The sequence below is a fragment of the Tildeniella sp. genome, assembly GCF_059505325.1.
Window position 1 is genome coordinate 122045 of record NZ_JCACKI010000050.1, and the last position, 14877, is coordinate 136921.

10 protein-coding genes are annotated in these 14877 nt (G+C 52.1%); 3 read left to right on the forward strand and 7 right to left on the reverse strand.

Translation table 11 applies throughout. From position 1 onward, the window contains the following. Positions 1–27 precede the first annotated feature (27 nt). Complete coding sequence (locus AC5JO6_RS16955; RefSeq protein ID WP_496082244.1) at positions 28–1293, reverse strand: RpoD/SigA family RNA polymerase sigma factor; 1266 nt, start codon at positions 1291–1293, stop codon at positions 28–30. Positions 1294–2156: 863 nt separating this feature from the next. Here AC5JO6_RS16955 and priA point away from each other — a divergent pair. Then, entirely contained in the window at positions 2157–4724 is a 2568-nt protein-coding gene (priA, locus tag AC5JO6_RS16960; protein WP_496082245.1) for a primosomal protein N', read from the forward strand. 30 nt (positions 4725–4754) lie between these two features. Here priA and AC5JO6_RS16965 read toward each other — a convergent pair whose 3' ends face one another. Next, complete coding sequence (locus AC5JO6_RS16965; RefSeq protein ID WP_496082246.1) at positions 4755–5030, reverse strand: MoaD/ThiS family protein; 276 nt, start codon at positions 5028–5030, stop codon at positions 4755–4757. 67 nt (positions 5031–5097) lie between these two features. Beyond that, positions 5098–6399: a threonine synthase gene (gene thrC / locus AC5JO6_RS16970; RefSeq protein WP_496082247.1), complete on the reverse strand. Its 1302-nt coding sequence runs from the start codon at positions 6397–6399 to the stop codon at positions 5098–5100. 542 nt (positions 6400–6941) lie between these two features. On the opposite strand from thrC, the gene AC5JO6_RS16975 reads away from it, so the two are divergent. Beyond that, entirely contained in the window at positions 6942–7139 is a 198-nt protein-coding gene (locus tag AC5JO6_RS16975) for an NblA/ycf18 family protein (RefSeq protein ID WP_496082248.1), read from the forward strand. Positions 7140–7450: 311 nt separating this feature from the next. On the opposite strand, the gene AC5JO6_RS16980 is transcribed toward AC5JO6_RS16975, so the two are convergent. From AC5JO6_RS16980 to AC5JO6_RS16995, 4 genes are all read right to left on the reverse strand, one after another. After that, positions 7451–9469 carry an ArnT family glycosyltransferase gene (locus AC5JO6_RS16980; RefSeq protein ID WP_496082249.1) on the reverse strand — a complete coding sequence of 673 codons (2019 nt, stop codon included), beginning with the start codon at positions 9467–9469 and terminating at the stop codon, positions 7451–7453. Further along, positions 9385–11094: an ArnT family glycosyltransferase gene (locus AC5JO6_RS16985; protein WP_496082250.1), complete on the reverse strand. Its 1710-nt coding sequence runs from the start codon at positions 11092–11094 to the stop codon at positions 9385–9387. The genes AC5JO6_RS16980 and AC5JO6_RS16985 overlap by 85 nt, the downstream gene beginning before the upstream one ends. Positions 11095–11125: 31 nt before the next feature. Beyond that, positions 11126–11614: an MgtC/SapB family protein gene (locus AC5JO6_RS16990; protein ID WP_496082251.1), complete on the reverse strand. Its 489-nt coding sequence runs from the start codon at positions 11612–11614 to the stop codon at positions 11126–11128. 115 nt (positions 11615–11729) lie between these two features. Next, entirely contained in the window at positions 11730–13406 is a 1677-nt protein-coding gene (locus AC5JO6_RS16995; protein ID WP_496082252.1) for a hypothetical protein, read from the reverse strand. Between the two features lie 295 nt (positions 13407–13701). Here AC5JO6_RS16995 and AC5JO6_RS17000 point away from each other — a divergent pair, with 295 nt between their 5' ends. Then, the gene (locus AC5JO6_RS17000; protein ID WP_496082440.1) at positions 13702–14796 is read left to right on the forward strand and encodes a Gfo/Idh/MocA family oxidoreductase; all 1095 of its coding nucleotides are present in this window, start codon (positions 13702–13704) and stop codon (positions 14794–14796) included. Positions 14797–14877 lie beyond the last annotated feature (81 nt).

Consider the following 14877-nt stretch of genomic DNA (forward strand, 5'->3'; position numbering starts at 1 on the left):
TTTTGACGCGCTTTTTAGACTAAACATTCAACCTAGCCAGCTCTTCAACCGTTCCGCAGTTTGAGGACGGCGCAACTTCCGCATGGCTTTGCTCTGAATTTGCCGTACCCGTTCGCGCGAGAGGTTAAACAAACCACCCACTTCTTCCAATGTGCAGGGTTTGCTGGAGGTCAAGCCATAGCGCAAAGAGATAATGTCTTTCTCGCGCTGAGTCAGCACGTCGCCCAGCACGTCCCAGATTTCCTGACGCAGCATCGTCTCGCTCATCTGTGCCTCAGGAGACTGGGTATCGCCATCTTCTAGCAAATCCATCAGTTCCGTATCTTCGCCTTTGCCAACACGGTGATTCAGCGATAGCGACTTACGGCGTACCTGCTGAAGATTTCGCAGTTGCTCTGGTGTCACTTCTAATGCGGCAGCTAACTCGACCTCGGTAGGGTTACGGTGTAGCTCTTTGCGTAAGTCACGGTGTGCTTTCTTAAGCTTGTTCAGCTTTTCAACAATATGAATTGGCAGTCGAATGGTGCGGGCATCATTGGCGATCGTCCGTGTAATTCCCTGCCGAATCCACCAGTACGCATAGGTGGAGAACTTATAGCCCTTATCAGGGTCAAATTTTTCGGTCGCACGGTTTAAGCCCAGTGCGCCTTCCTGAATCAAATCCAGGAATGGAACGCCTCGATTTAAGTACCGTTTGGCGATCGAGACCACTAGCCTTAAGTTTGAGCGGATCATCTTACGCTTAGCAACGCGACTGCGATAGAGGCGATGCTCCAACTGTCGTTCATTCAGCCCTACAGCGGCTGCCAGTTCTTCTCGGTTTGGCAACCGTCCAAGCTCTTCAATGAGCCGCGTTTGCACATCATCTATATCAACCAGATAGCGAATCCGTCGTGCCAGTTCAACTTCTTCATTTGGTTTTAACAGCGGGTAGCGTGCCATTTCTTTAAAGAAGGCACCAACTGCGTCATCAGTGCTGGTTTTGCTGTACCCGGAAGGACGCGCACTGGCAATTTGATCCACGTCTTCATCAGCGCTTGTAGCATCGCCAACGTCGATCGCATCGCTAATGTTGATCACGTCGTCACCAGCATTCTCACCCTGGTAAAGTTCGGCTTCGACGGCATCAATGTCAGCAATGTCAGGCTCTCCCAAATCTTCAGCAATCAACCCAGCGGGTAATTCTCCGTCTGCCACTAGTTGCAGAGATTCGAGGGAGTCAACCTTATCTGTAGGCGTAGCTTCAGGCGTATAAGTGATAGCGGGTTGGGTCGATGTTAACTTTTGGTACATATTAAGAATTCGTGCGTGAGAGGGCTAAAAGCTCGGGAGTGACGTTGCGTACACAGCGGACTAAAAACAGGTCTGCCCAGGTAGAAGCAACTTGGCTTGAGTAAATTTGCTCATCTTAACCATCTTTAATTTGCTGATCTTAACGGTTCGATTTTGGCATTGGGGATACGTATGAGTCTCTCAAGTGGAATGAGCAATGAACGTTGCTGTACAGTAAGGCGATCACAGTCCGTTAAGCTACTTGAAGCAAAATTTTGGTTTGTTCGCTCAACGACAAAGACCTCTTGGAAAAAATCTCTCGGAAAAGCATTGGCAAGCACTGAGCAGAACTGATAGCGCCAGTGAGAAGCGTCTTAGGCTAAGCTGCAACAATGAAACGACTCTACGTAGAGGAAACACTTGGGTCTAGTGAAGCATCTGACTGCACATATTTCAGTTAGCTTCATTACCAGGTGCTCACAACCTCGCGCTTAAACAATGCCATCAAGAAACTTGGTAGTGCCAGTCAGCTACGGCTGTCGCCAACCCAGGTAATGAGCATCACCTTTTTTTGCTTCCAATGACCACAATCAGGTCGATCGAACCTTTAACTTTCTGACCAAAGGCTCTCATACAATCAAACAATCTCCTCTCTATCGGTAGGGTGAAAATCACTCCGCCACAAGCTAGAGTATGGAGAACCATTCGGCTGTGGCACGATGGCTTGTGGGTTAGTGGCGCTGGCTGAGACCCTTAACCGCTGAAGGTTTATTGGTCGATACAGTCTTCTTGTCTTCCTTTTTTTTCCTTACGCCTGATAGAGCCTTACGCACCCATGTGCGCCAGGTTTCAAGGCTACTTTTCTCTGGAGCATCGTCTGCTGCATGTCCGTTTTAGCTGAGCCTGGAACCAATTATCAAACAACTGCACCACTAACTATCTGGGTTGAAGTGTTGGTCGATTGCCCGGGCGCACAGGGGATTTTTACCTATCGGTTGCCGCCGCCTCTGGTCATTCAGCCGGGTGATATTCTCAGCGTACCGTTTGGGATGCAGCAGGTAGGGGCGATCGCCATTCGCTGTCTAGAGCAACCACCTGCTGATCTAGAGCCAACACAGATCCGTGATGTTGAAGACATCTTGCAGTCAGGCTTTTTCTCGCCAACCTACTGGCAGTTACTGAACCGCGTTGCCGACTACTACTGCACACCACTGATGCAGGTTGTACGAGTCGCACTTCCACCAGGGCTATTGTCGCGATCGCAGCGACGCGTGCGGCTAGTGAACAAAAAGGATAAAGGCGAAAGGATAAAGGCTAACAACGCAACCGATTTCTCCCCTCTCTCCTCTCCCGCCCAACAGCTCCTCACGCTCCTCAACTCCAGCAAAACGGGGGACTATAGCTGGCAATACTTACAGCGTCAGTGTCAAAACGCCTACCGAGGACTGCAAGAGCTGGTTAAGCACGGCTTGGTGGAAAACTACCTGGAACCGCCAACGCCCGTCCGCCCCAAGCAGAAACTAGCCGTGATGCTGGTTGCCTCACCATCACCCTCTGACCTTACGCCCAGACAACAGGAAATTTTGGCAGTCCTTCGGCGGCAAGGAGGCGAACTTTGGCTAACCGATTTGCTTCAACTGTGCCAGACCAGTTCTACCACTCTGAAGGGGCTGGCACAAAAAGGACAGGTGGTGATCCAACCGCGGGAAGTGCTGCGGCGGGAAGGCGGACCAACTGTCACAGCCGATTTACCAAAGTCATTGACTCCAGATCAAACGGCAGCATTGGAGCAGTTCCAGGCACTGTCTGGCTTTGCTCAGGTCTTACTCCACGGTGTGACTGGATCGGGCAAAACAGAGGTGTATTTGCAGGCGATCGCGCCCATCCTGCAACAAGGGCGATCGGCGCTGGTGCTGGTGCCAGAAATTGGACTCACGCCTCAGTTGACCGATCGCTTCCGTGCCCGCTTCGGTAATCGAGTTTGCGTTTACCACAGCGCCCTGTCTGACGGTGAACGGTATGACACCTGGCGACAAATGCTCAACGGTGAGGCTCAGATTGTCATTGGCACGCGATCGGCTGCTTTTGCACCCCTGCCCCGTTTGGGACTGATTGTGCTCGACGAAGAGCATGATTCCAGCTTTAAGCAAGATCAGCCTGCCCCTTGCTACCACGCCCGCACCGTTGCTCAATGGCGGGCAGAACTGGAACACTGCCCTTTAATGTTGGGGTCAGCAACGCCCTCGTTAGAAAGTTGGGTGCAAAGTAGGAGTCAGGAGTCAGCGGTCAGGAGTCAGCGGTCAGCAGTCAGCGGTCAGGATCAAATCAAACGTCAAACGTCAAAACTTCCCTCACCCCCTCACCTTTTCCTCTCCCTCCCCAAGCGCGTTTACGATCGCCCGCTACCGTCGATCGAAGTTGTAGATATGCGTCAGGAGCTGCATCAAGGGAATCATTCGGTGTTTAGTCGATCGCTGCGATCAGCGCTGATTGCGATGAAGGAACGGCAGCAGCAGGGCATTCTGTTCATTCATCGCCGTGGGCACAGCACCTTTGTTTCGTGCCGAAGCTGCGGCTATGTCGTCACCTGCCCTAACTGTGACGTGTCACTGGCATATCACCACAGCCATACAGAGGCAACGCCCTTGTTGCGTTGCCACTACTGCAACTACAGCCGACTCTTGCCAAACGACTGTCCAACCTGTCAGTCTACGTATTTCAAACATTTTGGTAGTGGTACTCAGCGCATCGCACAGGCGTTGGCGCAACAGTTTCCTGACCTGCGATCGATCCGCTTTGACAGTGATACAACCCGTACCAAAGGGTCGCATCGGGCACTGCTCAGTCAGTTTGCGGCTGGTGAGGCAGACATTCTGGTGGGTACGCAGATGCTGGCAAAAGGCATTGATTTGCCGCAGGTGACGCTGGTAGGCATCCTGTCTGCCGATGGGTTGCTGCATATGGCTGACTATCGTGCCAGTGAGCGTGCGTTTCAAACCCTGACGCAGGTAGCAGGACGGTGTGGACGAGGCGATGATCCAGGTCGGGTGATTCTGCAAACCTATTCACCGGAGTCTCCGGTCATTCAGGCGGTGCATCAGCACGCCTATGAGCGGTTTGTCGAGGACGAATTACAGCATCGATCGCAGCTCCACTATCCACCCTACAGCCGCCTGGTGCTATTGCGCTTTGGTAGCAGTAGCCCAGTTACAGTGCAGCAGGCAGCCGAACGGGTCGCACTTGCACTCGCTGATCTGGAAGCGCAAGGCGTTGAGCGTCTGGGTCCCGCTCCCGCGACGATTTTGCGCGTTGCCCGTCGCTACCATTGGCAGATTCTGCTTAAACTGCCGCTCCACCAGCCAGTGACGCTGCCCGATGTCGCTGCGCTTCGAGCACTCTGCGCCAGCAGCGTCAGCCTAACCATTGACATCGATCCGCTGCACTTGCTCTGATTAAGAGCAGGAGTGTAGCCTCGAACCCAATCAGCCACCCGCGATCGCCGGAATAATGCTAACCTCATCACCATCTTTCAGGGGTGTATTGGCACCGTCTAAAAAGCGAATATCTTCGCTGTTCACGTAAAAGTTAACGAAACGACGCAATTCGCCCTTGTCATCGCATAGACGCGCTTTAATTCCCGGACAGTTTGTTTCCAGTGATTCCAACAAACCAGAAACCGTATCGGCGGTGCATTCAACCGTTGCCTGATTATTGGTGAGCTTCTGTAGCGGAGTTGGAATGAGAACTTTGATAGACATGGTGAGAGAGTTTTGAGTTCTATGATTTAGCAAGCGACTTAACAACTAACAGCCAACAACTAACAACTTATACAAGCGCTTGCTGCCATTCCAGACGTTCCAGTGTGTGTGAGCGTTCGAGTGCCCGCTCAAAGCTGTCTAGCTTGGGTTCGATCGTGAACGGTTCGCCAATATAACCCTGAATGGCTTCTTGAGTTTTCAACCCGTTGCCTGTGATGTAGACAACGGTGGTTTCATCAGGGTCAATTTTGCCCGCTTCCACGAGCTTTTGCAGCACCGCTACCGTTGTGCCGCCAGCGGTTTCGGTAAAGATACCTTCAGTTTCTGCCAGGAGCTTAATGCCTGCAATGATTTCGGCATCGTTAACCGATTCAATGTTGCCGTTGGTTTTACGGGCAATGTCGATCGCGTATACACCATCCGCCGGATTGCCGATCGCCAGCGACTTGGCGATCGTGCTGGGCTTCACAGGTGTGACAAAATCGCGTCCCTCCCGGTATGCCTGAGCAATGGGTGAACAACCATCAGCCTGTGCTCCGCTGAAGCGAACGTGCTTATCGGCAACTAGACCCACATCAACGAATTCTCGGAAGCCCTTGTAAATCTTGGTGAACAGCGAACCGGATGCCAGCGGTGCCACAATGTGGTCAGGCAACTGCCAGCCCAATTGCTCTGCAACTTCAAAGCCCAATGTTTTGGAGCCTTCCGAATAGTAAGGACGCAGGTTGATATTCACAAAGCCCCAGCCGTGCGTGTTGGCAACTTCGGAACAAAGGCGATTCACCTGATCGTAGTTGCCCTGTACCGCCATGACAGTAGGACTGTAGATCAATGTGCCCATGATTTTAGCGGCTTCCAAATCGGCAGGAATGAACACGCAGCAGTCTAAACCTGCATGAGCCGCGATCGCTGCTGTCGAGTTTGCCAGGTTGCCCGTGCTGGCGCAAGAGACTGTTGAGAAGCCTAGTTCTTTTGCCCGCGTTAGCGCCACTGATACCACCCGATCTTTGAAGCTAAGGGTCGGCATATTAACGGCATCATTCTTGATATAGAGCTTACTCAGACCGAGACGGCGCGCCAAGCGATTTGCCCGAACGAGCGGTGTCATTCCTGTACCAACATCGATCGGCTGATTCGTTTCAACAGGCAAAAAAGGACGATAGCGCCAGATGGAATGCGGTCCTGCCTGAATGCTCTCACGGGTCACCGATCGTCGGAGCGCGTCGTAGTCATAAGCCACTTCTAGAGGACCGAAGCAAAACTCACAAACGTGCATTGCCTTAAGTTCGTACTCTTCACCACACTCTTTACATTTGAGGGCACGAAAGGTCGCAGCAGACTTAGTTTGTGGTCGAGTTGCCTGAGTCATGGGTCAAAATCTCTTTGTAAACGCAGAGGACAGTGTGAAAACGAAAGACAGTATTAAGTACCAAACTCGAATGATGGTAACACGGGCTAAAAACCACGTCAAACATACCCGATAATTTTAGTCGGATATACGAAAAGCCTTTTAGGATCAGGGACTTGGCGTTTTACACTGCCTATTAGTTTAGTTAGACTACAAGTCGGACTTGCAAAGTCGCTTTGACTACAGATTGTCTGTTCGCGGTTGTGAGCCTGGAAAGCATTGGTGCTTCCTGCTACAAATCCTTCTCCAGCCAGTGTGCTGTCATCTAAATTGAGAAAAGCTGAAAGCAAGACACGGCTTTTGATAGAGCGATCGATGTGGAGATCACCCCAAGAGGGGTATGGGTTTTTTGTCAAATGGTTGTTATATTCTGTAATACAAGGCGAATAGAGATTTCTCTTTTTAGGGAACTATGAAAGAAATCAACGTTCGCAAGTAGCCTTTGACTTGAGCGATCGGGTTAAAGGTTTGTCAGAATACACTCTCTCAATCTGGAGTCCAATATGAGCCAACCTGTTGAGCTGTCTTTAGAGCAGCAATTCAGTATCCGTTCCTTTGAGTCCCAAGTGCAGCACATGAGCCGCGAACAGGCTCAAGACTTCCTCATCAAGCTCTATGAGCAAATGGTAATGCGTGAGAATATGTACAAGCATTTTCTGAAGCACCAATGGGGATTGGAGTCGGGTCCTCAGTTTCAGTAGTTCTTCTGCGCTGTAGACGACCTCTGTCTCTTGCTTTCTTTCAAGCAGAATGGAAGAGGGCTGGTGATGCTGGGGCGTCAAGTGCGGCTCGTTATCTTTAGTTTTTTGGCATGACCGCATATTGATACGTCTATTCTTATTGACTGCTCTTGCTTAACCTTAATGACTAGCGATATCGCTACATCTGGTCTGAATGGATGCTATTTAGAGATGGCGATCGGAAACCGCTTCTACATCTGCAGGTTAGACTTATCGGTCAATCCCTTCCATCGCTGAGCTGGCTGGTTTGTTTCGCGTTAAGCTACGATCGATTATGACTTCAGCCCAACGTTGGCACGTACCACCCGTATCAGACGGTAAACGCCAGCATGGCTAATCACTTGATATTGCCTGAGTTGTGGCTTTAGTTGCCGTAACGGTTCCATTCCAGCAATAATTAGCGCCCCGGTGCGATCGCTCGGCTGCGACTGAAGGTAGTTGCTTACTGCCGTGGGTTGATCCAGATAGGTCACATGCTGGCGAGTGTAGAATACTAAGCTCGGCTTTTTGAACCCAAGCATGAGCAGATCTTCGGTGGGCTGCTGGGTCTGCACTACAATCTGGGCAAGCTGTCGCAATGGCAACTGGCGCTCGGCATCTGCAATCAGCAGGAACGGATGCCCGACCAGAATTAAAAAGGCAAGAAAGCCGAGTGTGTTTGTCAGCCATAGCCAACGGCTGCGCCATAGCAACAGCCCGATCGCCGCGATGGTCGTTAGTCCCCAAATTACAGCACCGATCGTTGACAAGCCCGCCTGCTGTATACGCAAGCCTAAGTTGGGCATCCAGGGGTCAGACCCTAGCCACTGGGGGCAGTAAACCATAGCGACGGTCACCGCCAGCAGTAGCAGCACCTGCAAAATGCCACTCACTATAAAGCCAGTCTGTTGACGAGTCTGTGCCTGCGTCACGTAATCTGCCCATAGAAGCGCCACTAAAATCGCCGCGGCAGGCATCAAAGGCAGCGTGTAGCTGAAATATTTAGTCGAGGCGATCGTGAAGAACCCTAAAACCACCAGGAACCAGAAGCAAGCGAATAGCCCAAGCTGCTGAGTGCGCGGTTGGGCTTGCCAATAGCGACGTTGTAGCGGCTTCACATGAGCGATCGCGGCGGGCAAAGAGGCTGACCAGGGCAAAAAGCCAACCAGAATGACCAGCAGGTGAAAGTACCACGGTCCTGCATGATGATTGACGACTTGCGTGAAGCGCTCAACATTGTGATAGCCAAAAAAGGAATCGATGAATGCCGCGCCATTTTCCAGCGTCACCAGCACGTACCAGGGCAACGAGATGACCAGCACAACCAGTCCACCTCTCAGTAGCCGCAGTTCCCGCAGCACAGCTCTGCCCTCACCCACGTATAGCAAAAAGCAGCCGATGATCAGACCGGGCAAAAGAATGCCGATCGGACCCTTAGTGAGCACAGCAAGCGCCATCAGTACGTAGAACGCAAAATACCAGCGCTTTTGACTGAGGGGGCGATCGAGCTGAGCATAACCAACAAAAAACGCCAGCAGTGAACCGCTAAGACACGCTGTGAGCAGCATATCGGAGTAGCCTGTCCGCCCCCAGAAGAAGATGTTCGGGTTGAGCAGTAGCATTGTGGCACCGAGACAAGCGGCAAGGTGAGGGGGTGAGAGGTAAGAAGTGAGGGGTGTAGCTTGCTTCCGCTTTGCGGTGGGGTGAGGAGTAAGGGGTGGGGAGTTTTGAGGTTTGAGGTTTGAGGTTTGGGCTGATCCTGACCGCTGACCGCTGACCGCTGACCGCTGACCGCTGACCGCTGACCGCTGACCGCTGACTCCTGGCTCTCCGTGACGCTGTAATGTGTAAAAGCAGAAGCCTACGATCGCCAAAGCTGAGAGTACAGATGGCAGACGAGCCGCAAACTCATTGATGCCAAAGCATTGAAACGCAATGACCATCAACCAGTAAATCAGTGGGGGCTTGTCAAAGCGTGGTTCACCATCAAAGTAAGGCGTAATCCAGTTGCCTGTGAGCACCATCTGACGTGAGGCTTCGACAAAAAGAGGTTCGGTTTCATCAATCAACCCAATACTGCCAACCTGCCAGAACAGGGCGATCGCTGCGATCGTCAACAACCAGAGAAACCATACCGCCCAAGCAAGCATTGGATACTTTTTCCAGTAGTGCTGCATGGGCTGAATCACGCGAACAACCTTCACACCCATCTCCGATCCCTTTCCTTCTATGTCTGGCTCTCGCTCAAACGGTTGTTTTGTGCGGCTATTTTGTTGTCTGCTATCCCCTGCTGGCGCGTCAGCAAAACCCATTTTTCGACAGCACCCAATGGCTGCATGGCGGGCAGGGAAAGTTGTGCCAGAGTTGCCTGTTCGACTAGCAAATACGGATGGGGGGCTTTTTGCCAGTAGTCTTGCAACGCTGGGGGAAGCTGGCTGGCGTTGGCAGCACTTTGTATAATGCGTCGATCGCTGTAGAAGTTGAGCGACGGGCGACTATACGGGTAGAGTGTCCAAACCGTCGCATCGGAGGGCGTATGCTGGCGAACAAGCGCCGCAACAGGCTTCACTGGATACGACTCCCCTAGTTCCCAAAGCCAGTAGGGCGAGGCGACGAACAGCAGCAGTGAGACATACATGCCCCAAAGCAATACCAGCACAAACTGCGAGTCTCGTCGCCACAGCAGCACAGTCGCGGTTGTTAGCGTGAGTGAAACGGCTCCTAGAATGATGGGTAAGCCAGGTTGAGGCTGCAACCCCATCGGGCTGAAATAAACGCTGCTGACCCAACCTGCGATCGCAATGAAGCTGAGGATGACAGTCCAGGCAATCGAATAACGATGACGCTCTGGTTGATGTAGTCCAAAGAGATCCGATGGCTGCCAGACTTCAGTAAGGTACGCGCCGACCGCGATCGCAAACGCTGGGTAAACCGGTAAAACATACCAGGGCAATTTTGTACTCATGAGCGAAATGACTAGCAGGTAGCCCGCTATCCACACCAGTACTAGCTTTGCCCAACTCAAGTTACGGTTTTCCCATGCCAGTCGGCAGCTTTGCGGGAAGAACAGCAGCCAGGGTGCGCTATATTTCAGCACTTCAAGGAGATAGTACCAGGGTTCGCCCCGATGTCCCTCGACTGGAACGACCACTCGATCGAGCGATTGGCTGAGTAGATTCATGTTGAAAAACTGTTGACCGTAGTACTGCCACTGCGCCCCGTACCAGGCAACTACAGGCGCACTGCCCAGCAACACACCACTCCAAACATAGCTAGAAGTCAACAAACGAGGGGTATCCCACAGGCAAAACGCGATCGCGATCGCGCCCAGCAGCAGCGCAACGATGCCTTTCGTCAAGCACAGTAGTCCAAACGCGATGCCCATACCGAAGCCCCAGCGTAAATCTCGCCGCGATCGCAGCAGGCAGAAGATGAGCAACAGGAAGAAGCACACTACGGCTCCATCTAGCATTGCCAAGCGTCCATGCCTGACAACAGGCAGCAACGTCAAATAAACCAACGCAGCAAAAATCGCAGGCTTGCGACGCGAAAATAATTCCCGCCCAATCCCGTACAGCAACGGTACCGAGAGCGCGGCGAGCGTCGCTCCAGGCAACCGTGCCATCCATTCATTCACACCACCCAGCCGAAATGCCAGCGCGATCAGCCAGTGCATCAGCGGTGGTTTATTCAAATACGGCTCACCCGCGATCGTTGGATGCAACCAGACCCACGAACCGGGTGGCGATCGCCAGATATCCCGTGCCACCTGCGCCACGGTTCCTTCATCCCAGTCTCGTAGCGCCACGTTGCCCAGGTTGACACCAAATAGTACGCCTGCTGCGAGTAGTAGCCCCAATAACCAGAGGCGATCGATCCATGATTCGGTGATCGATGAGCGACTTAAGTTGTCCCAGGGCAAAGGCTTGCGAAGCATAGGTTTTAGCTTTAGAAAGCAGCGCTGATGCCTACCTCTCTTCATTACGATCGACAGGCACAAATTTTTCGAGCCATTTTGCCCCAATCAAAATGAGCAGGGTTAGCAGCGTACCAATCAGGCTAACTTGCCACAAACCAACGCTTGCGATCATTCCTAATGCCGCCGATACCCAGATTGCGGCTGCGGATGTCAAGCCCTTAATCTCTGGTTTACCTGACCTTGTGCGCGATTGATGCACAATCTCACCCGCACCCAAAAAGCCGACTCCCGTTGCAACCCCTTGAATCGATCGGCTGATGGCATCTGCGTGAGCCGTTGCGTCGATCGCAGTGGGAATCACCACAAACAGAGCGGCTCCTAAACTCACCAGCATGTGCGTTCTTAGTCCTCCCGCTTTGCCTGACATTTGTCGATTCAGACCGATCGCGCCACCGATGAGCGATGCCAACAGCAAGCGCCAGGTAAGCCCCCACCAGTTGCCAGCATCAACCCAAAGGGATACTACAGGTACAGTCAATCAGCCACCTTCATGCAGAAAAACTTAGAAAGCCCATTATAGAGTGCAATAGGCGTGGGATGAGCAGTGAAGTTTTGAGTGCAACGCTATGTTCCACTCCTGATTCTCTATGTCCTCAATACGCGATCGGCAGGGGTTGCGTCGTTGGATTGATCTCTGGCTGCGGCGTAACAGAGATGCTTGAGCTGGGTGTCGATCGGCTGACTGTTGGATCAGCGATCGATGCGATGGGTGACGGTGAAACGTTCTGAGTCGGTACAGCGGTTACCTGGCGATCGCCTTTTGGTGGCTGAAAGGCTGCGGTTTGCAGCGCTTTGGTCGGCAGCGCGTTGCTGGGCAATGTTTGTAGCTGTCGCGTCGTGCTGAGCGAGAGCTTACCGCCGCGTAGAGCTGTTTCGATCGCATCCAGCGCGATCGGCTGACGGGCGTTTCCTGGCACATCTACTACCACCACATAGCCAGCAAAATTTTTGCCGCCGAGTGTTTGCAGGGCGTTCAAGAGCTTGGGCATATCCGCCTGAAGTAGCTGACCTTGTTCGTTGTACAGCTCCACAGCCGATAGACAGCCAATGGTGGGATTCCAGTTATAAGTGTCAGGGTTTTTGTCTTTGCCACTAAAGAAGTCTGGAGATTCGCCCGTACCATGAATGCGGAAGAGCGATCGCCCAATTTTGCCAGCCCAGAAACTTTCCTGAATCGCCCAGTTGTTTCGCCAAGATGGGGGTAACAAGCGCTGGTAATTTGCCAGACTGCCCTTAAACGGTCCTGGCTTTCCGGGTACAAATTGCTTGGCACCTGATTCAAACGGCACAAACAGGTTGACCAGTGCAAACTGACCGTACGCTCTAAAAAACTCATCATCCGGCTGAGGCACCACGCCTTCCATACGGTAAATGCCCTGAGGCGTTTCGCCACGAATAAAGTTCCAGCTCAAGTCGTGAATCGATCGCAGCAGCAGCGGTACTGACCAAAGCTGTCCATCCGGTTGGCGAACAAAAGCACCATTGCCATCTTTTAGCACTGTTTGGCACAACACCGATCGATCGCGCTGACAGAGTACATACAACTGTAGTTGCTTGGGGGCGATCGTCCAATTGAGCAAGTCTCCCAGCGGTGGCACAGTGCTGGGAGAGATCAACTCCGCCATTTCGCGCAGGGTTGTTTGCAAGGAGACATTCGCAGACCAGTTGGGAAACCGTGCTTTCACCCGTCCCACAAGCGGTTGAATTTCCTCTGGTGACAAACCGCCTCTTGCCAAGCTCGAAAGAGACATCGCTACCCATTCAGGATCAGGACTGCGATCGATGGTTTGCCGAAACTGTTCGCCCAGGCTGGCATAACGACTGGGATCGCTTAAATAAAGCTGCGTGCCGACCCGCGCTGCCATATCGATCGTGCGCTTTTGCGCATTCGATAGTCGGGGGCGTACAGCCATTGCCAGTATTTGCTCGATCGTACTGGCAACAAACGCGTCTTGAGGCTGCACGACTGCGGTTGTCCAGAGCAAGTTGCGCCAGTATTTCTCGTTCTTGTTGATGACCGGATAACGATCAAGCGCAAAATTTTCAGGACGAATCTGACGGTTCTGTTCCTGCCGTTGCTCACCCCTAGATGCCGCTTTTGCTTGACTTTTTCCACGATCGCCGCCAGCCAGCACTTGGGGCACATCCGCGTTTGACCTCAAACCGGGTTTGAACGCCAGACCACCAATCAGGAGCAATAGACCCATGCCTCCAGCCATGCCGTATTGCCGAAACAAACCATGCTTAAACTGAAGTAAAAAACGTTTCATCAGAGCTTACGAGTATCAAAAGAAACAGGGTGCAATGGTCAAAGGATTCCCTAATTTCTAGCATTCATTAGCCGATAATCCAGGGATGTTCAAAATCTTAAAAAGAATCAAAGACAAAATATTGCCTTGTTAGGCTGATTGGAAAATTTACTGCCGTTGGGGAACCTTGTTACAGCTTTGAAATTCTTCACAAATAGAGATGCCATGTTACCATTCGGATGACTAACTTGGCTCTATAAGTGTCGGTTATTCAGGTTCTCGGTGGTGGAGGAGAGTAATAGAAGTGCAAAATAGCATTTCGTCTGGTTCTTTAGGTGTACAGAAAGCGACCGCACACCTTGCGAGCGCGCAGATACAGCGAAGTCATCCCGAACCGATTCGGGTGGGTGTCGTTGGGGTTGGTAATATGGGACAGCACCATACTCGCGTCCTCAGCATGCTGAAAGATGTTGAGCTGGTGGGCGTAGCTGATGTCAACGTTGAGCGCGGCATTGATACGGCTAGTAAATATCGAGTCCGTTTTTTTGAAGACTACCGCGATCTTTTATTGCATGTTGATGCCGTCTGTGTGGCTGTGCCAACGCGGCTGCATCATCAGGTTGGTATGACCTGTCTCCACGCAGGTGTCCACGTACTCGTCGAAAAGCCGATCGCCGCTAGCATTGCCGAAGCCGAATCGCTGGTCAATGCAGCAGCAGCGTCTCAATGTATCCTGCAAGTCGGGCACATTGAGCGGTTTAACCCGGCTTTTCAAGAACTGAATAAAATTCTCAAGGCTGAAGAGCTACTTGCTTTAGAAGCGCATCGGATGAGTCCCTACGCCGATCGTGCTAACGATGTCTCTGTTGTTCTGGATTTAATGATCCATGACATTGACTTGATGCTGGAACTGGCAGCATCGCCTGTCGTCAAGCTTACTGCTAGCGGCAGTCGCGCCTCCGATTCTGGCTTCTTAGACTACGTGACAGCAACATTAGGCTTTGCTAATGGCATTGTGGCAACGCTGACATCCAGCAAAGTGACGCATCGCAAAATTCGACGCATTGCTGCCCACTGCAAAAACTCGCTGACCGAAGCCGATTTTCTCAACAACGAGATTTTGATTCATCGGCGCACAACAGCCAACTGCATGACGGATCACGGTCAGGTGCTCTATCGGCAGGATGGGTTAATCGAGAAGGTTTATACCAGCAATATTGAGCCGCTCAACGCTGAGCTGGAGCATTTTGTTGGCTGTGTCCGGGGTGGCAACCAGCCATCTGTTGGTGGTGAGCAGGCACTCAAGGCACTGCGACTTGCTAGCCTGATTGAGCAAATGGCGCTCGACGGTCAGGTATGGCAGGAAAAGGATACACGCTTGTCTGAACAAGTTCAGGCGATCGCGGTCTAGGACATTACTAGATGCATTTGCTAGAGGAATTGGCTCTGGCGATGTAATCTAGCTATGTCTTTGTCTTTCTAGATGGGGTTC